Here is a 22,800-nt window from a genome sequence, read left to right as displayed (position 1 = left end):
ATATTTATAGTTGATAATTCATAAATTATTACCAACCGCGAATTGCACCGCCATTGAAAATTTGATCAGCTTTTTGTGCTACCGCATCGGTTTGATAGGCTTTAACAAAGTTTTTGACGTTCTCATTATCTTTGTCAGCTTCTCGGGCTACAATAATATTAACATAAGGTGATTCTTTATCTTCAACAAATATACCATCTTTGCTTGGCGTTAAATTTGCTTGTCCTGCAAAGGCATTATTGATAATAGCAAGATCAATTTGTGCATCGTCTAATGAACGCGGTAGCATTGGTGCTTCTAGCTCAACAATTTTGTAATTATAAGGGTTACTTGTGATATCAAGAACGGTTGGTAGTAAACCTTTCGATTCATCAACAGTAATCATCCCTTCGTGTTGTAATAAGAGTAATGCACGACCTAAATTGGTTGGATCATTTGGAATGGCAATAGTTGAATTAGCGGCAATAAAGAAAGTTTCGCCACGAGGTGAAGTTACTTTTATACCTTCACCTGTTTCAGTTGCGTTATCAATTGGTTTTAATTTATGGGAATAGCTAGCAATAGGGTAAACAAATGAGTTACCGACAACGGCTAGTTTATAGCCGCGTTCTTTTATTTGTTCATCTAAATAAGGTTTATGTTGAAAAGCATTAATATCGATTAAGCCATCATTTAATGCTTGGTTTGGTGTAACATAATCATTAAAAATAACAAGTTCAACATCTAGGTTATAAAGATCTTTGGCTTGTTGCTTAACGACTTCTGCAACTTCTTGTTCAGGACCTGAAATAACGCCTACTTTAACCATGCTAACTTTAGTCGGTTCTTCTGATTTATTATCTGAAACGGTTGTTTGATTATTATCACAACCAGTTAAAAAAAATGAACTTACCAATGTGGTAATGAGTGCTAGCTTTTTAATAGACATAAATTCCTCCAAAATTAGTGATGCGAAACGCGTTTGACAATCCTATTACCAATAAATTGTATAATAAAAACAATAACAATTAATATAATTAAAACCGTATTCATTATAGCAGGCTTGTAGCCATTATAACCATATTGAATAGCAAGTTGACCTAAACCTCCAGCACCAACGGCTCCAGCCATGGCAATATATCCAGTAAGAGTAATTAATGTGATTGTCATGCTGTTGACTATTACCGGTAATGATTCAGGTAATAGAACTTTATATATAATTTGTAATGGAGTTGCGCCCATTGAGCGAGCCGCCTCAATTAGTCCTTTGGGTACATCCAATAAGGCATTTTCAATCATACGTGCAATTAATGGAGATACACCAATACTTAATGGAACCACTGCAGCTTGTTTACCGATAAAAGTTCCCATTAAAATTGTAGTAAATGGAATAATCCAAACAATTAATATAATAAAAGGTATGGAACGAAACACGTTAGTAATAAATGACAGCGTGCTATTGGCTGTATAACAATCTAGAATTTGTCCTTTACGGGTGGTATAAAGTAATATACCAATGGGTAAACCTATTACTGTCCCCCAAAAACCAGATAGGATAACCATATATAATGTTTCATCCGTTGCTTGTGCCATTTTGAATAGCATAGCTTCATTAAATCCATTAAATGAAGAACAAAATGCTACAAAATTTGCCCAAAAGTCGTGTCCTGCTAAATATCTAAATAATGACTCAAAAGGCTTAAATGATGGAATAAAATTAAACATAGCCAAGCACCTCTACTTTAGTGTTATTTTTTTCTAAAAACTGAATTGCTGATGCTGTGCTTTTGGGGTTTCCTCTTATTTCAGCTAACATTAATCCGAATTTAACACCTCCTGCATAATCCATTTGTGCACTAATAATATTGCTATCAATATCAAACTCTTTAGAAATTTGTGATAATAACGGTAAATCAACTGAAACACCGGTAAACTCAAAACTAACCAAAGGATTAAGTCCTTCTTTATATTCAGACGATAGTTTTACTAAATAATCTTCAGGAATATTAAGGTGTAAAGTTGATTGAATAAATTGACGCGCAATATCTGTTTTTGCATGTGAAAACATTTCCCCCACTGATGATTGCTCAACTAATTCTCCATTACTAATAACGGCAACTTGATCACAAATTTGTTTAACAACATCCATCTCATGGGTAATTAATAAAATGGTTAAACCTAATTTTTGGTTAATATCTTTTAATAATGCCAAAATAGAACGCGTTGTTTCAGGGTCGAGTGCACTGGTTGCTTCATCACATAATAAGACTTTGGGATCACTAGCTAAAGCTCTTGCTATAGCAACACGTTGCTTTTGACCACCCGATAAATTAGCTGGATAGGTATTGGCTTTTTCAGTTAATCCAACTAAATCAATAAGTTCACTTACTTTTTGTTTAATGACAGCTTTAGGTGTTTTATTTAGCTCAAGTGGAAATGCAATATTATCAAAGACTGTGCGTGAAGAAAGCAGATTGAAATGTTGAAAAATCATGCTAATTTTGCGACGTACTTCTATAAGTTTACGATTTGATAAATGGGTGATTTCTTGATTATCAAAAAATATTTTACCACTCGTGGGTCTTTCTAAAAGATTGACACAGCGAATAAGGGTACTTTTTCCTGCACCAGACTTACCAATAACACCATAAATTTTGCCTTTGGGTACATGAATTGTAATGTCCTTTAATGCATGAATTGGCGTATTATTATGTTCAAATATTTTCGAAATATGTTGTAGTTGTATCATAATATATAAAGACAATGTGTGAATAAGTGAATATTAAGACGTCTAGACATCTAAGTCAATCAATAATATGCTATGCAAATTCGCGGAATATCTAAGCAAAAGGGAAACAAATTAACATGAAACCAGCTATTTTTTTAGATCGAGATGGGACCATTAATATCGATTATAATTATGTACATACAATTGATAAATTTCATTTTATTGATGGTGTCATTGATGCAATGCAAGAGTTGAAAAAAATGGGCTTTTTATTGGTTATTACAACTAACCAATCTGGGATTGCAAGAAATAAATTCACAGAAAAACAATTTAATGTCCTGACAGAATGGATGGATTGGTCATTACAAGATCGAGGTGTGGATTTAGACGGTATCTATTATTGTCCGCATGATCCTTTATTAGATACATGTGAATGTCGAAAACCAAATCCGGGTATGATCCAAACTGCAGCTAAAGAGCTAAACATAGATATCACTAATTCATATATGGTTGGTGATAGAATTTCTGACTTATTATCAGGTAAACGTGCTAGTGTTAAAAAAACAGTACTAGTAAAGACTGGGGATATAGTTACGGATGAAGCATTAGCTCAAGCTGATTGGGTTATTGACAGCTTAGCGGATTTACCAAAAAAGATAAAAGCAGAATCTTAGATTAATGATTATTTGAATGCAGCATTTAGAATGAATGCTGCATACTTTATATATTAATTTAATCATTACTGATTCTTTTAGTGATAGGCAATATAGTTTATACAAGTAAATAAAAACGGCAATTTGATATAAAACGTCTAGTTTTAGTATGCTTTGAATGCATTTAGACCAAAAAAAATGCAAACAGAAAAAAAATAGCAATAAACACTTGCAGTAAAATTTAAAGTGCCTATAATGCGCATCCACTGACACGGCGTCAGCGACAAGCAGACGAAAAAGGTGTGAGTGAGCAAGGTCAAAAATTTTGAAAAAAGATCTTGACGAATAAGAAGGTATAGCGTAGTATACGCAGCCCTTGAGACAGCAAACTAAATAACAAAACATTTAGTTAACTTAAAAAGCTGTCAGCTCTTTAAAAAGAAGAAACAGACAATCTGTGTGGGCACTTGCGAGACGAAAGATTAAAGTCTACGGACTAAAAAATTAAGTCTTGATAAGTGACACTGAAGATTCATTTGAATATGTCAGAGACAGTTATTGAGCATCAAACTTTAAATTGAAGAGTTTGATCATGGCTCAGATTGAACGCTGGCGGCAGGCTTAACACATGCAAGTCGAACGGTAACATGAGTGCTTGCACTTGATGACGAGTGGCGGACGGGTGAGTAAAGTATGGGGATCTGCCGAATGGAGGGGGACAACAGTTGGAAACGACTGCTAATACCGCATAAAGTTGAGAGACCAAAGCATGGGACCTTCGGGCCATGCGCCATTTGATGAACCCATATGGGATTAGCTAGTTGGTAGGGTAATGGCTTACCAAGGCGACGATCTCTAGCTGGTCTGAGAGGATGACCAGCCACACTGGAACTGAGACACGGTCCAGACTCCTACGGGAGGCAGCAGTGGGGAATATTGCACAATGGGGGGAACCCTGATGCAGCCATGCCGCGTGTATGAAGAAGGCCTTCGGGTTGTAAAGTACTTTCGGTAATGAGGAAGGTGGTGTATCTAATAGGTGCATCAATTGACGTTAATTACAGAAGAAGCACCGGCTAACTCCGTGCCAGCAGCCGCGGTAATACGGAGGGTGCGAGCGTTAATCGGAATGACTGGGCGTAAAGGGCATGTAGGCGGATAATTAAGTTAGGTGTGAAAGCCCTGGGCTCAACCTAGGAATTGCACTTAAAACTGGTTAACTAGAGTATTGTAGAGGAAGGTAGAATTCCACGTGTAGCGGTGAAATGCGTAGAGATGTGGAGGAATACCGGTGGCGAAGGCGGCCTTCTGGACAGATACTGACGCTGAGATGCGAAAGCGTGGGGAGCAAACAGGATTAGATACCCTGGTAGTCCACGCTGTAAACGATGTCGATTTGGAGTTTGTTGCCTAGAGTGATGGGCTCCGAAGCTAACGCGATAAATCGACCGCCTGGGGAGTACGGCCGCAAGGTTAAAACTCAAATGAATTGACGGGGGCCCGCACAAGCGGTGGAGCATGTGGTTTAATTCGATGCAACGCGAAGAACCTTACCTGGTCTTGACATCCACAGAATCTTGCAGAGATGCGAGAGTGCCTTCGGGAACTGTGAGACAGGTGCTGCATGGCTGTCGTCAGCTCGTGTTGTGAAATGTTGGGTTAAGTCCCGCAACGAGCGCAACCCTTATCCTTTGTTGCCATCGGTTCGGCCGGGAACTCAAAGGAGACTGCCGTTGATAAAGCGGAGGAAGGTGGGGACGACGTCAAGTCATCATGGCCCTTACGACCAGGGCTACACACGTGCTACAATGGCGTATACAAAGGGAGGCGACCTCGCGAGAGCAAGCGGACCTCATAAAGTACGTCTAAGTCCGGATTGGAGTCTGCAACTCGACTCCATGAAGTCGGAATCGCTAGTAATCGTGAATCAGAATGTCACGGTGAATACGTTCCCGGGCCTTGTACACACCGCCCGTCACACCATGGGAGTGGGTTGCACCAGAAGTAGATAGCTTAACCTTCGGGGGGCGTTTACCACGGTGTGGTCCATGACTGGGGTGAAGTCGTAACAAGGTAACCGTAGGGGAACCTGCGGTTGGATCACCTCCTTACGAAGAGCTCGTAAGTGTTCACACAGATTGTTTGTTTATAAAGAAGAAGTAATTAAGTCCCCTTCGTCTAGAGGCCTAGGACATCGCCCTTTCACGGCGGTAACAGGGGTTCGAATCCCCTAGGGGACGCCATAAAATGTGATGAAATTGCTTCTTAGTAAAATTATGTTTGTATTTACTTGAAGTCGTGAGATGGTAAAGTGAATAGAAGTATAAAGCTCTTTAACAATTAGGAACAAGCTGAAAGAAACGAGTTCTCGTTTTTATGTTGAGCTGATGTATGAAGATATGTTGGTTTGGCATAAGAAAGAGAAAAAAGCGTAATGAAAACCAAGACAACTGTGAGTTGTAAGGTTAAGAAATTAAGCGTACACGGTGGATGCCTAGGCAATCAGAGGCGAAGAAGGACGTGTTAATCTGCGAAAAGCAACGGTAAGTCGATAAAAGGCGCTATAACCGTTGATGTCCGAATGGGGAAACCCAGTGCAGGTGACTGCACTATCATCTGATGAATTCATAGTCAGATGAGGCGAACCGGGAGAACTGAAACATCTAAGTACCCCGAGGAAAAGAAATCAACCGAGATTCCCTGAGTAGCGGCGAGCGAAAGGGGAGAAGCCCAAGCGGGTAGCATGATGTATTAATGGAAGCGTCTGGAAAGTCGCACGATAGAGGGTGAAAGTCCCGTACATGAAAATGCATGATGTGGAAGCTTATAGAGTAGGGCGGGACACGTGATATCCTGTCTGAAGAAGGGGGGACCATCCTCCAAGGCTAAATACTCCTGATTGACCGATAGTGAACCAGTACCGTGAGGGAAAGGCGAAAAGAACCCCGGGAGGGGAGTGAAATAGACCCTGAAACCGTGTACGTACAATCAGTGGGAGCTGTTACCGTTGGGTAATAGTGACTGCGTACCTTTTGTATAATGGGTCAGCGACTTATATTCTGTAGCGAGGTTAACCGAATAGGGGAGCCGAAGGGAAACCGAGTATTAACTGTGCGTTAAGTTGCAGGGTATAGACCCGAAACCCGGTGATCTAGCCATGGGCAGGTTGAAGGTTGGTTAACACTAACTGGAGGACCGAACCGACTAATGTTGAAAAATTAGCGGATGACCTGTGGCTGGGGGTGAAAGGCCAATCAAACCGGGAGATAGCTGGTTCTCCCCGAAAGCTATTTAGGTAGCGCCTCATGAGTAACTGTTGGGGGTAGAGCACTGTTTCGGCTAGGGGGCCATCCCGGCTTACCAACCCGATGCAAACTACGAATACTGACAAGTTTAATCATGGGAGACACACGGCGGGTGCTAACGTTCGTCGTGAAGAGGGAAACAACCCAGACCGCCAGCTAAGGTCCCAAAGTCATAGTTAAGTGGGAAACGAAGTGGGAAGGCTTAGACAGCTAGGATGTTGGCTTAGAAGCAGCCATCATTTAAAGAAAGCGTAATAGCTCACTAGTCGAGTCGGCCTGCGCGGAAGATGTAACGGGGCTAAAACTATGCACCGAAGCTGCGGCAGCGCACGAAAGTGTGTTGGGTAGGGGAGCGTTCTGTAAGCCGTTGAAGGTGTATTGTGAGGTATGCTGGAGGTATCAGAAGTGCGAATGCTGACATAAGTAACGATAAAGCGGGTGAAAAGCCCGCTCGCCGGAAGACCAAGGGTTCCTGTCCAACGTTAATCGGGGCAGGGTGAGTCGACCCCTAAGGAGAGGCCGAAGGGCGTATCTGATGGGAAACGGGTTAATATTCCCGTACTGGCTATAACTGCGATGGGGGGACGAAGAAGGCTAGGTTTACCACCTATTGGATGGTGGGTTAAGCGTGTAGGGGTGTGATTAGGCAAATCCGGTCACTGAGACCCTGAGGCGTGATGACGAGCTACTAAGGTAGTGAAGTAATTGATGCCCTGCTTCCAGGAAAATCCTCTAAGCTTCAGGTTATAGTTAATCGTACCCGAAACCGACACAGGTGGTCAGGTAGAGAATACTAAGGCGCTTGAGAGAACTCGGGTGAAGGAACTAGGCAAAATGGTGCCGTAACTTCGGGAGAAGGCACGCTGATTGTAATTGAAGTCCCACGCGGACGGAGGTGAACTCAGTCGAAGATACCAGCTGGCTGCAACTGTTTAATAAAAACACAGCACTGTGCAAACACGAAAGTGGACGTATACGGTGTGACGCCTGCCCGGTGCTGGAAGGTTAATTGATGGGGTTATGCGTAAGCAGAAGCTCTTGATCGAAGCCCCAGTAAACGGCGGCCGTAACTATAACGGTCCTAAGGTAGCGAAATTCCTTGTCGGGTAAGTTCCGACCTGCACGAATGGCGTAATGATGGCCAGGCTGTCTCCACCCGAGACTCAGTGAAATTGAAATTGCCGTGAAGATGCGGTGTACCCGTGGCAAGACGGAAAGACCCCGTGAACCTTTACTATAGCTTGACAGTGAACATTGAGCCTTAATGTGTAGGATAGGTGGGAGACTAAGAAGTGTGTACGCCAGTATGCATGGAGTCGACCTTGAAATACCACCCTTTAATGTTTGATGTTCTAACCTATACTTCTGAATCGAGGTAAGGGACACTGTCTGGTGGGTAGTTTGACTGGGGCGGTCTCCTCCCAAAGAGTAACGGAGGAGCACGAAGGTTAGCTAATCCTGGTCGGACATCAGGAGGTTAGTGCAATGGCAAAAGCTAGCTTGACTGCGAGAGTGACGGCTCGAGCAGGTACGAAAGTAGGTCATAGTGATCCGGTGGTTCTGAATGGAAGGGCCATCGCTCAACGGATAAAAGGTACTCCGGGGATAACAGGCTGATACCGCCCAAGAGTTCATATCGACGGCGGTGTTTGGCACCTCGATGTCGGCTCATCACATCCTGGGGCTGAAGTAGGTCCCAAGGGTACGGCTGTTCGCCGTTTAAAGTGGTACGCGAGCTGGGTTTAGAACGTCGTGAGACAGTTCGGTCCCTATCTGCCATGGGCGTAGGAAAATTGAGAGGGTTTGCTTCTAGTACGAGAGGACCGAAGTGAACGCACCGCTGGTGTTCGGGTTGTGATGCCAATTGCATTGCCCGGTAGCTACGTGCGGAATAGATAAGTGCTGAAAGCATCTAAGTACGAAACTAGCCTCGAGATGAGTTTTCCCTGATGAGAGTCAGTAAGGTCCGTTTGAGACTAAGACGTAGATAGGTCAGGTGTGTAAGTGTAGTGATACATTGAGCTAACTGATACTAATGAACCGAGAGTCTTAACCTTACAACTCGGAGTTGTTTTGGATACGCGAGTAGTTGATTATGAGATAATCGAACAGTTTGTTCCGGATTGAGAGATGAGTGCAGATATGAGATAATGCACTGATTGAGAGAAAGAGAAGACAGAATATGTCTGGCGGTAATAGCGCGGTGGTCCCACCTGACCCCATGCCGAACTCAGAAGTGAAACGCCGAAGTGCCGATGGTAGTGTGGGTATTACCCATGTGAGAGTAGGGAGCCGCCAGACTTTTAAATATAGAGAGAGCCCAGCAGGAATGCTGGGCTTTTTTGCATATAGAGATTAAAAAACTGACTGAAATTTATATAAGATGCTATGTTTAGTATATGGCTAAATAATTATAGCTACATAATTTTTATCTAAACCTTATTATAAAAATCAACGTTACATTTATCTTACACATCATACATAACCTTAAATATTTCTTATAAGTATCATTATGTTAACTATATTAATAGTATATAGTTCTATTCTATTGAAAACTAAAAATTTTTTTACTAAAACTATATTGGTATTCAATGAAAATACATATAACATATTCGTTAGTGATGATAAGGAATTTATATGGATTTATTGGAATTACGCGAACAATATAGAAGTGGTAAACGATACAAATATATATACTTTTGGGGACATATAGAAAAGCAACCTTCTATCATAACAAAGAGTTGTTTTAGCCAATGGTATCCAAGTCATTTTGAGATTAATAATATTTACTATGCAACTGCTGAACATTATATGATGGCTGAGAAAGCAAGATTATTCGGTGATGAGCAAATATTATCAAAAATACTTACTGCTAATTCACCTGGATTAGCAAAAGCATTAGGGCGTCAAGTAAAAGGCTTCATACCGGATATTTGGGATGCACACTGTTTAAATATAGTCATAAATGGTAATTTTGCTAAGTTTTCACAGAATCCAAAGTTAACTGATTTTATATTATCAACCAAACAAAGAATATTAGTAGAAGCAAGCCCCGTCGATAAAATATGGGGGATAGGTTTGTCTATGGATGATCCTAATATTGATAATCCGTTAATGTGGTGTGGAAAAAACTTGCTTGGATTTGCTTTAATGAATGTTCGGCAACAGTTACAAAAAAAATTATAAAATTATTTATACTAATCTTGGATAAGAAGCAATATTCTGCTAATAAATATTGCTTCTTGATTTATTAGCCTAATAATAAGGCATCGTCAGTTACTTTTTCACCACGAGTTTTTTCAAACATAGCGAGCAAATCGTTTACTGTTAGCTTTGAACGTTGTTCTCCAGAAACATCAAGTACGACCTGACCTTGATGAAGCATTACTGTTCTATTGCCGTACTCTAATGCTTGTTTCATAGAATGGGTAACCATCATGGTGGTTAAATGATTTTTAGAAACAATTTCATCGGTTAGATCTAAAACAAATTGTGCTGTTTTTGGATCGAGAGCTGCTGTGTGTTCATCAAGTAATAATATCTTGGATGGTTGTAATGTTGACATGAGTAGACTGACGGCTTGTCTTTGTCCACCAGAAAGCAATCCCATCATATCGGACAATCGATTTTCTAAACCTAAATTTAGAGTTGCTAGTTTTTCTTTAAATATTCCGCGTAACTTTTTATTTAAAGCAGGAGATAATGTAAAGCTATGACCTCGATTATAAGCAATAGCAAGATTTTCTTCAATTGTTAAGTTTTCACAAGTCCCAACCATTGGATCTTGGAATACTCGAGCAACTAAACCAGCCCTTTTCCATGCAGGCCAGCGTGTTACATTTTTTCCATTAATAATGACACTGCCTGAGTCGGCAAGTAAATCACCACTAATTACATTGAGTAATGAGCTTTTTCCAGCTCCATTACTACCTATAATTGTAACAAATTCACCTTCGCTTATATTAAGATTTAATCCTCGTAATACATGATTTTCGATAGGTGTCCCTTGATTAAAAGTTAATTGTAATTCTCCAACTTTAATCATGCTTACTTCCTCTTTTCTTTGCGCGTTTTTTTAACTGTTTAGGTAAGACTAAAGCAAGTACTACTAAGATTGCTGTAATAAGATTTAAATCTTCGGTTCCAACACCAATTTCTTGTAAAAATTCATTACTGAGTGCAAATGCAATAAATAAGCGATATAAAATTGAACCAAAAATAACCGCCAGCATAACAGCCCAAATACGTTTAGTTGGAAAAATACTTTCGCCAATAATAATCGATGCAAGCCCTATAACGATCGTGCCCACTCCAATAGTTATATCTGCACCACCTTGGGTTTGTACGAATAATGAACCGCCAAGAGCGATTAAACCATTTGATATTGCCATGCCAAGAATCGTAATACCACCTGTTGGAATACCTTGAGATTTGGCCATTCGTTGGTTGGTTCCTGTTGCTCTTAAAGCTAAACCCATTTTAGTATTTAAAAAGAGATTTAGTAATAACCAAAATAAAATTACAAAACCTAATATCATAAGAGGTTGTACAATATATTGGTTACTATAATCTTCAGCAATAAATGGTGAAAATATTGTTTTGGCATCAAGCAAAGAAAGATTAGGCGAACCAGCCAATCTTGGTGTTTCTTCCATAATATAAGGTCCAATACCTAATATTCTTAAATTGATAGAATAAAGTCCTATCATGACAATGATACTTGAAAGTAGTTGTAGTATATTGAGTTTAACATACAATATCCCAGTCATTGCCCCAGCAATACAACCTGCAAACATACCTAACAATGTCGCTATCCATGGATCCATACCTACGTAAATACATAGCCCACAAATAGCCCCTCCAAGAGGAAAACTTGCATCAGCGGTAAGATCAGGAAAATCGAGTAAACGGAATGAGATAAAAACACCTAAACTAACCAGTGCATAAATAAGTCCAATTCCAATAGAACCTAATAAAAATTCAAAAGACATGAAAACATCCACTAAAAATTAACCGCCAAAATGGCGGTTTAGTTATCAAAAGTTACAATTATTTTTCAACAATTTTGGCTGCTGATTTTAATACATCTTCAGATAAAGTAATACCTTGGCGTTCAGCAGCTTTTTTATTAATTGTTAATTGAGTAATATTACCAACTTGTGGTGGAATATCCCCCGGTTTTTCGCCATTAAGTATACGAACAACTATTTTACCAGCTTGGCGACCAAGATCATAATAACTCATTCCTAAAGCCGCAATTGCACCACGTTCGGCTGATTCAGGATTTGATGCAACAAGAGGAATTTTACTTTCATTAGCAATTTTAGCTAAAGCTTCATAAGATGAAACAACGTTATTATCGGTAGTCGTATAAATCATATCAACCTTACCTTTTAAACTTCTTGCAGCTGTTGATATGTCAGAGGTCCGCTGTGCAGGAGCCGCAATAATTTTCATTCCTCTCTTTTCGAGTTCGACTTGCAATTGTTTTAATATAATCGTTGAATTAACTTCACTTGGGCTATAAACATAACCAATATTTTTAGCATTAGGTTTAATTTTTAACATCATTTCAATTTGAGAATCTAGTGATAAGGCATCGGATACGCCTGTCACATTAGTTTTTGATGCATCCCAACTTGGTGTTAATTTCGCTGCCACAGGATCAGTAACAGCGGTAAAAACAATAGGAATAAGTTTTGTTGTTGCAACTAAAGCTTGTGAACTTGGTGTTGCGATACCAACAATAGCATCAGGTTTATTTGCTACAAATTGTTTCGCTATTTGAGCTGCATTTGCACTGCTACCTTGTGCACTGGCAAACTGAAGTTTTAAATTTTCCCCAGCAATATAGCCATTATCTTTAAGTTCATCTTCAACACCCTTGCGTACATTATCTAGTGCTGGATGTTCAACAATGGCAGTAATGGCTACAAATTTTTGTTCGGCTTTTGTATCTGCGTAAGAATAAAATGCAGCGAACGGTAAACTGATAAGCATAAAAAGTTTTATAATATAATTACGCATAGAGAGTACTCCTGTACTGTTTTTTTTACAACCAAGCTAAATTTTGACTTACTATAAAGCAAAATTAAATATTTTTCCAGAATAAAAAAAGAGCTCACAAGTGTAAATATTTCATTACACTGTGAGTGATGATTGGCTATAAATAGGATATTATTTGTAATATCACACTCTGCTCATACCATTAAGCAAAATTATTTTATACTATTTTTAATAAAATTTTAATTAATTATTGTCCAATTATTTTATAAGCTGATTGAATAATTTCGGGGGATAAATTTACTCCTTGTTTTTTTGCTGCATCAGTATTAATTACAAGGTGTAAAGTTTGTCCAAGTTCTGGGGCAATACTTCCAGGTTTTTCACCCTTCAAAATCCGAACAACAAGCTTACCTGATTGACGACCAACATCATAATAGCTCATACCGTAAGCAGCAACAGCTCCTCGTTCAATTGCATCAGGAAACGATGCTAAAAGAGGGATTTTATTTTCATTGGCAAATTTTACTAACGATTCATAAGCGGAAACAACATTATTATCTGTTGTTGTATAGATTAAATCTACTTTACCTTTTAAAGTATTGGCTGCTGTTGAAATATCAGCAGTTCTTTGTGCGGGAACAGCAACAAGTGAAATGTTTTGTTTGGATAAATGAATTTGTAGATTTTTTAGAACCACGGTAGAGTTAATCTCACTTGGACTATAAATATATCCTACAGATTTAACATTCGGCACAATTTTCTTCATAAAATCAATTTGAGGAATAATTTCTTGATAATCTGAAACTCCAGTAATATTTGTGCCCGTTGGTTGCCAGTTTTTAATTAATTTTGCTGCAACGGGATCGGTAATTCCTGCAAATATAACAGGGATTTGTTTGGTCGCTGCAGCTGTTGCTTGTGCGCTAGGAGTTGCAATGGCTACAATGGCATCAGGTTTTGCTGAAACAAATTGTCTAGCTATTTGAGCGGCAGTGGCACTACTTCCTTGTGCACTTTTATATTGTACCGTTAAGTTTTCGTTTAACTTATAGCCATTATCTATCAATTCATCTTTCACGCCATCACGGATTTGATCTAATGATGGATGTTCAACGATTGCTGTAATTGCTACATGTTTAATCTTATCAGCGAAACTAAGCTGCGGGATAAATAGCATTATTATCAAAAAAATAAAGCGCTTCATAAAATACACTCACAAACTAGTACATTAGTTCAATTCTAACCTTATTAATATAAAATGTTAAGTTGTATTTTATTCAAATGATAAATATCGTTAATCAACGCTCTCGTTTGCAAATAAAATTGATTGTGAAATTAATAATATTGATAAAACTTAGCTTAAAACTATCACTGTCAATTAATACTGTTATTGCGCAAATATAAAAGGATTTATGCCACTTTTAGCAAATCCTTCTTCTTCTGTTTTGATATCTAAGATCAATGAAGCGATATCATCTGCAATAATTTCAATACGAGGATCTTTATCTTGATCTAGAATTTTTAGATAACTATGGCAAGCATCACAACATTCTGTTTTTGTTGCAGATAGCTCTTTATCCAATGAAAAATATTGAATGTCTTGCATATTATCACAACAAGTACACTTTATTCGAGGTACGTACCATTCACTTTCACATAAGCTACAGTGTAAATAACGTAACCCATTGTTACTTCCAAGTTGAATAATACTGGCAACGGGCATACTATTACACACTGGGCATAACCAGTTTTTATCTGTGCTCTCTGCGATAGCCTTACCTTTGATTTTACTTGCTAGCTGGCTATAGTAAACCGATAATGCTGACCAAATAAACATAGCTTCATTACCCTCTACACAATTAAATTCACCCTTAATTAAATGGTTTGCTTTATCTTGTAGTTGTTCTGAACTATTTTGTCTGAGTTGTTCTATCACTAATCGAATTTGTTCTGTGGTTGCGGTAACTGAACTTAATAGGTCGCTTAAATATGTCTGCCAAAAAGTGGATAAAGTAAAGTTATATAAACTTAAAGGTGGGTGTTGACCATCAAGGATATTAGGTAAATCTATATTCAATGGTTTCTGTTTTACAATATTGGCTTGTACTTCAGCAATTGTGGCACAAAATTTCAAATATTCACTAAATGGACTACTTGTTGCCAGATCTTTTAAACGTTCCGCGCGATGAATATATAGTGTTTTCGGAGATGGATAAAAGAGTAGTGGGATTTGTCGAATAACTGAATTTGTTGTTTGTTGTTCGAGTTGCTCTTGTGGGATGATTTTTATACTCATTATTGATTACCGTTTACTATCGTTTTATCCATAATTTTTCATAATTAAATGTTATCGGTTAATTGAAATTAACGATAACATTTATTTGATGTAATGAGTTATTACGCTGGTTTATGCTCTACTTTTGTTGTTTGTTCTGTTTCTGCTTCGGTATTAGCATTAAGTTCTTTCTGATATATTTTTGCCATTTCTTCTTCATACCATGCAGAATGGTTTTTACGAGCCCAAGCACGTGATACATAACCTGTTATCATGCCTTTAATTGATCCTTTAACCCAAAGAGCCATATAAGCATGGCCAATAGCGAGTAAAATTAATCCTATTGCAGCAAGCGAGTGGAAGAATATCGCGATACGGACAATTTGAACTGGAAAATAGTCAGAAACATACCTACGCCACATGATCATTCCGGTGATAAATAACACAGATATTAAGCTCATAATACACCAGAATAAAAACTTCTGACCAACATTGTATTTACCAATTGGAATACCTTCTTCTTTACCCATAATTACATGCTTAAAGTTCTTTATCCATACAATATCCGCTTTATTTGGAATATTATGGTGTGCAAGTTTCAAGAACATAAACATTAATAGTACGAACACAACACAGCCAATCATTGGATGCAATGCTCTAACTAATTGAGGGGTTCCGAGTACTAAACCAAACAGTTTAATTGATGGAAAAAATAAAAATAGGCCAGATAGTGCGGTTAGAATAAAAAGACACACCATACACCAATGACAAAAGCGAACAATAAGTGGTGTTCTTAATATCATGTCTTTTTTATTCATGACGATTCTCCTGTTGTGCTGAATTAGTGCTATTTTTACGTTCAAAAATTGGTAATCCTAGACGTTTTCTAGCTTGTTTATCAGCTTCTTTTTCATGCTCTATATCTTCTTCATCAACTTCAATTGCACCAACTCCCATATAATGGAATAGTAGGCCTCCAAATGTTGCAATGAATGCAGCTGCGGATAACGGTTTCCATGCACCTTTCCAGAATTTAACAATTTCACTAATGTGAGGATCTTTTGGTAAACCATGATATAGTTCTGGTTGATCAGCATGATGTAAAACATACATTACATGAGTACCGCCAACACCTTGAGGATCGTAAAGACCAGCCTGTTCAAAACCACGTTTTTTAAGATCCTCAATACGATGTTCTGCATGACGAATCATATCTTGCTTTGTACCAAAATGAATTGCTCCTGTTGGACAAGTTTTGACACAGGCAGGCTCTTGTCCCACTGAAACGCGATCAACACATAATGTACATTTGTACGAGTGATTATCCTCTTTACTGACTCGTGGAATATTAAATGGACAGCCAGCAATACAGTAACCGCAACCAATGCAGTGTTCTGATTGAAAATCTACAATACCATTTGCATATTGAATGATTGCACCTTCTGATGGGCAGGCTTTTAGACAACCTGGATCAGAACAGTGCATACAACCATCTTTACGAATCAGCCATTCAAATTTACCGTTTACTTCGACTTCAGAATAACGCATTACTGTCCAAGCTTTAGGCTCTAAGTCTGCTGGGTTATCATAAACACCAACAGTATGACCGATTTTTGCACGTAGATCATTCCATTCGCTACATGCAACTTGGCAAGCTTTACAGCCGATGCAGGTAGTCACATCAATCAGTTTTGCCACTTCCTGTTGATAATCTCGAACTCGAGGAGCTGGAGTTAAAGCATTCGTTGCTGAGCGGCGGATAATATCTTGAGTTTGTAATGACATATCTTTTATTCTCCCTAACTTATGCCGCTGTAGTTACTTTTTCGATATTCACTAAGAAAGATTTGTATTCCGGTGTTTGCGAATTAGCATCACCTAAATGAGGAGTTAATTCGTTAACTAAAAATCCTTTCTTTGTCTGCCCAGTAAAACCCCATACGATTGGAATTCCAATAGTTTCAACTTCTTTACCATCAACGGTTAGTGTAGGAAGGCGCTTAGTCACAACCGCTTTTGCTTTGATGTAACCGCGGTATGACGTTACTTTAACGGTATCACCAAGCTTTATTCCTTTTTTATTTGCTAAATTCTCACTTAGCTCAATAAATTGTTCAGGTTGTGAAATAGCGGCCAACCTTGCATGTTGTGTCCAAAAATGGAAATGCTCTGTTATGCTGTAAGTTGTTCCGACATAAGGGAATTGGCTGGCATCTCCTAAGCGAGCCAAGTCTTCTTTAAATGCACGAGCTACCGGATTGTTGATCTGGTTAGGATGTAATGGGTTATTGGTAATTGGTGTTTCAAAAGGTTCATAATGTTCTGGGAATGGCCCATCGACTAGCCGATTCAAACAAAATAGTCCGCCTAAACCATCATTATTCATAATGAAAGCTCCTGCGCCAGAACTTGGCGATAATGTTGCGGTGAAATCGGCAACGTCATTACCATCCCAACTTGAACCATTCCATTTTACTAAGACTCGTTTAGGATCCCATGGTTGACCATTTTCATCAGCAGAGGCTCGATTATAAAGTATGCGTCGATTCATTGGCCATGCCCAAGCCCAGCCAGCATGAATACCTTTACCAGATGGATCGCTTGGATCGCGCCGTGCCATTAGGTTACCCTGCTCTGTCCAAGAGCCGCAGAATATCCAAATCCCTGATGATGTTGTACCATCTGCTTTTAATTGAGAAAATCCACTTAATAATTGTCCTTTTTTAAGAATAATATTGCCATTCGCATCAGTCATATCTGCCAGTGCTCGGCCATTACATTCTTTTGCTAGCTCTTCAGCGGATGGTCCTTCAGGATCTTGATAATCCCACGATAAATTATTAATTGGTTCGTGATAAGCACCACCTTCTTCTTCATAAAGTTCTTTGATTCTTAAATAAATGCGAGCAATAATCTCTGGATCATAAAGTGAATCATAAGGTGGTCTTGCAGCTGCCCAGTGCCATTGCAATAAACGTGATGAGTTAACGATTGTACCGTTTTCTTCAGCAAAACAGTTAGCAGGTAGTCTAAATACTTCAGTTTGAATTTTGCTTGGATCTACATCATTTGATTCGCCATGATTTTTCCAAAATTCAGCCGTTTCTGTTGGCATTGGATCAATGTTAACCAGAAATTTTAGCTTAGATAATCCTTCACGAATGCTATTTTTATCTGGTAGCGCAGCAAGCGGGTTAAAACCTTGACAAATAAAGCCATTGGCTTGACCATCACGCATCATTTTGCTGAATCTTAAAACATCATAGGTTTTATCCCATTTCGGTAACCAATCAAATCCCCAATTATTGTCAATAGTGGATTTATCACCATACATTGTTTTCATGAAGCTGATAAAAAATTTAGGGTAATTCCCCCAGAAATTAACTTCATTAGGACCGAGTGGTTTTGGTGTTTTTTCATCTAAATATTGTTGAAGTGAAACTTGAGAATCTTTAGGGAGTTCAAGATAGGCAGGCAAACGATTGGATAATAAACCAACATCGGTTAAGCCTTGAATATTCGAATGTCCACGTAGGGCATTAATGCCGCCACCCATCATACCAATATTACCTAAAATTAGCTGGATCATCGCAGCCGTACGAATAATTTGTGTACCGTAGCTATGTTGTGTCCAACCTAATGCATATAAAAAGGTTGCAGCTCTGTCATTTGTTTTGGTACTCGCTAAGGATCGGCAAACATGTAAAAATCCTTCAATAGGACTGCCAGTTACTTTATTAACCATTTCAGGTGTATAGCGACTTACGTGCTGTTTGAGTAGATTCCAAACACAACGAGGATGATTTAATGTTTTATCACGAAGTGCAAAACCATTTTCATCTTTTTGATATGCCCAACTGGTTTGATCATATTGTTTGGTTGTTGCATTATAGCCACTAAAAAGTCCACTGTTTGCATCAAAATTAAAATCATCACGAATAATTAAACTAGCATTACTGTGAGTGACTAAATAATCATAATTTACTTCATTATGTGTAATAAGATAATTAATGATACCGAGTAGAAACGCAATATCCGATCCTGCTCTAATCGGCACATAATGATCAGCGACAGAAGCGGTTCGGTGAAAACGTGGATCAATGGCAATCAATTCTGCGCCGTTAGTAATTTTCGCTTCAATCGCCCATTTAAAGCCAACAGGATGTGCTTCTGCGGCGTTCCCTCCCATAACAATAACAACATTGGCATTTTTAATGTCATTCCAATTGTTGGTCATTGCTCCTCGTCCATAAGTCGCTGCTAAGCTTGATACTGATGGGCCATGACAAACTCTTGCTTGGGTTTCAAGGCTTAACATACCTAATGAACGTGCCACTTTAAATGCTAACCAACCTGTTTCATTGCTAGCGGCAGAAGTAACAAGCCAGCCTGTTGTTGTCCAACGGTTTACTGTTGTACCTTGTTCATTTTTTTCAATAAAATTTTTGTCACGATCTTCTTTCATCAAACGGGCAATGCGATCAATCGCTTCATCCCAACTAATACGTTGCCATTTATCCGAGCCAGGTGCACGATATTCTGGATATTTAACGCGTTGTTCACTTTTGATGTAGTCAAGTACTCCTGCACCTTTTGGACAAAGCGAGCCGCGACTAACAGGATGGTCAGGATCACCCTCTACATGAAATATTGATGATTCGGCATTTTTGGCGCCATCTCCTCGGCTATAAAGCAACATTCCACATCCAACAGAACAATACGTACAGTTATTGCGGGTTTCTTTTGATTTTAGTAATTTAAATTGGCGTGTTTGTGCAAGCGCTACATTCGGCATTAAACCCAGTGTAGCTACAGTTGTTCCTGCCATGCCACCAGCACAGATCTTAAAGAACTGCCTACGGTTAAATAGCATATAGACTCCTTAGAAAGCAGACATTACATTATTAAATTTATTGTATTGGAGGCGATAAATATCCTTATTGCTATTAATAATAATCGTTTATTGAACAGAAATAAAGGGAAAAACAAATAGTAATTGTTAAAATTTGATGTTTGTCAAAAAATAAATTGATGTATATATTTGATACGATGAATATAAGAAAAAGAAAGGTTATATCCTAATGAAAAAGCTTTAGGAATACATAATGGTTAAGCATATTTATCGCTACTTATTTAATAGTGTATCAAATAAAAATAATTATATATTCCTAAAAACAATACATTTTTAATCTTTTATTAATGGATTGATTTCATCAATAGTTTGCATGACTCGCGCGGTAATTAAAGGTTTAAGTATTTTGTTCATAGCTTCAATTTTTGGTAAATTGGCTTCATCTTTATCATCTAAGTAGCCCTGTTCACGTAGCGATGCGACTAATATTGAAAATACGCCTTTGTCAAAAAATTCAGGCGCATTAATACCGTGTAAAACAGACAATCTTTCAGCAATTAATCTACCTTCTTTTTCCAAAGTAGCACGACTGATAGATGGATCTTTTTGTAACAAAGAGAATGCAATCATGTAGCGCTGCAATGTATCTTTCGATGATGAAGCAAGTAATTGCAATCCTAAAATTTTTAAATAGTTTAACGTTAATTTATTTGATGAATAACTGATTAAATTTAGTTCAACATAAGTTGTAATTATATTATTCACATATTCAGTGAGCTGTTCATCATTGTGATAAAGAAATAATTCCGATTTTATCAATGGGAAAAGTAATTTTACTTGTTCAATGACCTCTTGTGATGAAATTCTATTATGCTTTAACAATATTCTGGCTACTATTGCAGGAATAATGAGTAAATGTTGGATATTATTACGGTAATAGGTCATTAATACTGCTTGTTCGGGTGTTAGACCAACCATTTCACCTACTTCATCTGTTGTGATAATAAATTTTCCCATCTGTTTTGCATGTTCAAACAGCTCTTCCGGAGTTTGATCTGGGATAGTAACTAAATGAGAATAAGGTACTTTGTGTAATAATTTTATGAGATAATCAATATGTTCAATTAATCTAACTTTCGTTAATGCACACTGATCTGCTGCTAATAATATTGAGCTACATAAATTCATTGCATTAATTGCTGCTGATGAGTTAATGCGTTCCATTATCTCCTTGGCAAGTAAGTTGGTTGTTGGTGTTAACCAGTTCGGGCGTTGAGAGCCTGTTGGTTCAATCTCGTCACGCCAATCAGGGATATGTTGATTTAAAAATTGATTTAATGGGATGGGTTGCCCAAAATTAACATAACCAAAACCTAATTTTTTTAGTTTAAAAAAGGCTTTAATGGTGCTCAATAAACTCTCTTTTTCTTTTTTAGCTCCTCGCAATTCATTTGCATAAGTTGCAACTTCTAAAACATGCTCATAACCAATATAAACAGGTACAACCGTAATTGGTCTGCTATCGCCACGTAATAAGGTCTGTACTGTTATTGTTAACATGCCTGTTTTAGGATCGAGTAATCGTCCTGTACGAGAGCGACCTCCTTCAATAAAATATTCAACAGAATAACCACGAATAAATAGTTCAGCTAAATATTCACGAAAAACAGCAGTATAAAGTTTATTTCCTCGAAATGAACGGCGAATGAAAAAAGCACCTAAATGTCGAAAAATGGAACCAGCTGGCCAGAAATTTAGATTAATACCTGCAGCAATATGTGGAGGGACTAATCCTTGACGATAAAGAACATAGGATAATAACAAGTAATCCATATGACTACGATGGCAAGGTGCATAAACAATCTCATGCCCGTTTTGTGCTAACTCACGAATTGGTTCCGCATTGGTAACTTTTAATCCTTGGTAAAGTTTATGCCATGCCCAAGTCAGAATAAAATCTGTTACTCTGAGCATACGATAAGAAAAATTAGCTGCAATTTCATTTAAAATGGATAAGGCATTTTTTTCAGCTTTATCAAGATTAATATTTTTACTTTTTGCTTCTTCTTGTATGGCTTCTGAAATATTTGGATTATGTAATAATTTATTAAGCATTTCTTGTCGAACGGGCAGTTTTGGCCCAACCGATGCTGTTCTTTGTTTAGCAAAATGAATTCGAGCAACACGTGATAATTTGTGTGCTAACGTTGAAATATCTTGTTTATTGTCAAGTAGGAGCGTTTTAAATGAAACTGTTCGAGAAAAGTGAGTATAACAATCTCGCCCAGAAACAATTATTTTATATAACTTATACGTAGCTCCCACCACTTGTAGTGATGGCATTTTTTTGCCTTCTTTATCTGGTCTTCGCCCAAACATTACCGAAACAGGTAACATTTGGATATCTAGATCATGATTTTGCTGATGTGCAGAAATATAGTCTCTTAAAATTTCAATGGCTTTAGTTTGTTGTCGATAAGAGGCAAAAATGCCCGGTCCTTTATCAATGTAGATATACGACGGTACGATTTTTCCATTAATTTCAATGCCTGTCAGGGGATCAGGTAAATGATATTTTAAACAAAGAGATCTAACGACCATCAAATCAATTTGCGAGTTATAAGGAAGTACGTATAAAATAGGTTTACTTGAAACCAGATTTAGTTCTGTTATTGGATCGGTAGGAATCGGTTTGCTTTTAACAAAAAGTTTGACTAAGATTTGGATAATAAAAAAATAGACTTTAGTCCACCATGAAAACATAAAAAAATAAACCTCAGACTTTTACATTATTGATATACTTAAATAAGTTTAATTATAATTTTATAAAGCTAAAACGTTTTTTTTAAAATAAAAAGATTGCATAAGTATATACTTTTTATTAATTAATTGTTAGTAATTTTGCACATTATTCAGACCATGCAATTTACTGAATGTAATTAATTTTTAACAAAATATAAGCTTATTGTAAAGGATTATTAATCTCAACTCTACAAATCTCT

General features: G+C 37.8%; 14 protein-coding genes, 1 tRNA gene and 3 rRNA genes. 6 read left to right on the top strand and 12 right to left on the bottom strand.

From position 1 onward, the window contains the following. Positions 1-28: 28 nt before the first annotated feature. The 3 genes from metQ to metN form a co-directional block, all read right to left on the bottom strand. Positions 29-928: a methionine ABC transporter substrate-binding lipoprotein MetQ gene (gene metQ, locus A9G17_RS06090; RefSeq protein WP_065737942.1), complete on the bottom strand. Its 900-nt coding sequence runs from the start codon at positions 926-928 to the stop codon at positions 29-31. A 14-nt stretch (positions 929-942) separates the two neighbouring features. Continuing rightward, a complete protein-coding gene (locus A9G17_RS06085; RefSeq protein WP_065739106.1) occupies positions 943-1,584 on the bottom strand; it encodes a methionine ABC transporter permease in 642 nt (213 codons plus the stop codon). Between the two features lie 112 nt (positions 1,585-1,696). Continuing rightward, on the bottom strand, positions 1,697-2,728 hold the full coding sequence (metN, locus tag A9G17_RS06080) for a methionine ABC transporter ATP-binding protein MetN (protein ID WP_065737941.1): 1,032 nt from the start codon (positions 2,726-2,728) through the stop codon (positions 1,697-1,699). Between the two features lie 116 nt (positions 2,729-2,844). Between metN and gmhB the strand changes: the two genes are divergently transcribed. The 6 genes from gmhB (at position 2,845) to A9G17_RS06050 (ending at position 9,851) form a co-directional block, all read left to right on the top strand. After that, positions 2,845-3,381: a D-glycero-beta-D-manno-heptose 1,7-bisphosphate 7-phosphatase gene (gene gmhB, locus A9G17_RS06075; protein ID WP_065737940.1), complete on the top strand. Its 537-nt coding sequence runs from the start codon at positions 2,845-2,847 to the stop codon at positions 3,379-3,381. 553 nt (positions 3,382-3,934) lie between these two features. Beyond that, positions 3,935-5,471, top strand: a 16S ribosomal RNA gene (locus A9G17_RS13425). A gap of 56 nt (positions 5,472-5,527) precedes the next feature. Then, positions 5,528-5,603 (top strand) — tRNA-Glu (locus A9G17_RS06065). 220 nt (positions 5,604-5,823) lie between these two features. Beyond that, positions 5,824-8,722, top strand: a 23S ribosomal RNA gene (locus tag A9G17_RS13420). 128 nt (positions 8,723-8,850) lie between these two features. Beyond that, positions 8,851-8,966, top strand: a 5S ribosomal RNA gene (gene rrf / locus A9G17_RS06055). The 16S, 23S and 5S rRNA genes sit together here with 1 tRNA gene alongside, the layout of an rRNA operon. Before the next feature lie 336 nt (positions 8,967-9,302). Then, positions 9,303-9,851: an NADAR family protein gene (locus A9G17_RS06050; RefSeq protein ID WP_065737939.1), complete on the top strand. Its 549-nt coding sequence runs from the start codon at positions 9,303-9,305 to the stop codon at positions 9,849-9,851. Positions 9,852-9,915: 64 nt separating this feature from the next. Here the strand turns inward: A9G17_RS06050 and A9G17_RS06045 are convergent, their stop codons facing one another. The 9 genes from A9G17_RS06045 to plsB form a co-directional block, all read right to left on the bottom strand. Next, positions 9,916-10,710, bottom strand: a complete 795-nt coding sequence (locus tag A9G17_RS06045) for an ABC transporter ATP-binding protein (RefSeq protein ID WP_065737938.1) — start codon at positions 10,708-10,710, stop codon at positions 9,916-9,918. Then, the gene (locus tag A9G17_RS06040) at positions 10,703-11,656 is read right to left on the bottom strand and encodes an ABC transporter permease (protein WP_065737937.1); all 954 of its coding nucleotides are present in this window, start codon (positions 11,654-11,656) and stop codon (positions 10,703-10,705) included. Before A9G17_RS06040 ends, A9G17_RS06045 begins: the two co-directional genes overlap by 8 nt. 58 nt (positions 11,657-11,714) lie before the next feature. Further along, the gene (locus A9G17_RS06035) at positions 11,715-12,692 is read right to left on the bottom strand and encodes an ABC transporter substrate-binding protein (protein WP_065737936.1); all 978 of its coding nucleotides are present in this window, start codon (positions 12,690-12,692) and stop codon (positions 11,715-11,717) included. Positions 12,693-12,918: 226 nt separating this feature from the next. Then, on the bottom strand, positions 12,919-13,875 hold the full coding sequence (locus A9G17_RS06030) for an ABC transporter substrate-binding protein (RefSeq protein WP_065737935.1): 957 nt from the start codon (positions 13,873-13,875) through the stop codon (positions 12,919-12,921). Positions 13,876-14,058: 183 nt separating this feature from the next. Next, a complete protein-coding gene (fdhE, locus tag A9G17_RS06025; RefSeq protein WP_065737934.1) occupies positions 14,059-14,967 on the bottom strand; it encodes a formate dehydrogenase accessory protein FdhE in 909 nt (302 codons plus the stop codon). Between the two features lie 101 nt (positions 14,968-15,068). Then, entirely contained in the window at positions 15,069-15,764 is a 696-nt protein-coding gene (locus A9G17_RS06020) for a formate dehydrogenase subunit gamma (RefSeq protein WP_065737933.1), read from the bottom strand. Next, positions 15,757-16,731 carry a formate dehydrogenase subunit beta gene (fdxH, locus tag A9G17_RS06015; RefSeq protein ID WP_065737932.1) on the bottom strand — a complete coding sequence of 325 codons (975 nt, stop codon included), beginning with the start codon at positions 16,729-16,731 and terminating at the stop codon, positions 15,757-15,759. The genes A9G17_RS06020 and fdxH overlap by 8 nt, the downstream gene beginning before the upstream one ends. 19 nt (positions 16,732-16,750) lie before the next feature. Continuing rightward, positions 16,751-19,819 (bottom strand): formate dehydrogenase-N subunit alpha, encoded by a 3,069-nt coding sequence (gene fdnG / locus A9G17_RS06010; RefSeq protein WP_081301695.1) that lies wholly within the window; start codon positions 19,817-19,819, stop codon positions 16,751-16,753. A 312-nt stretch (positions 19,820-20,131) separates the two neighbouring features. Next, positions 20,132-22,561: a glycerol-3-phosphate 1-O-acyltransferase PlsB gene (gene plsB, locus A9G17_RS06005; RefSeq protein ID WP_065737931.1), complete on the bottom strand. Its 2,430-nt coding sequence runs from the start codon at positions 22,559-22,561 to the stop codon at positions 20,132-20,134. Positions 22,562-22,800 lie beyond the last annotated feature (239 nt).

Source organism: Gilliamella sp. wkB7 (assembly GCF_001693435.1).
Lineage (GTDB): Bacteria > Pseudomonadota > Gammaproteobacteria > Enterobacterales > Orbaceae > Gilliamella > Gilliamella apicola_N.
Note: the sequence above shows the minus strand (reverse complement) of the source record. Positions and strands in the feature narration are given on the sequence as shown.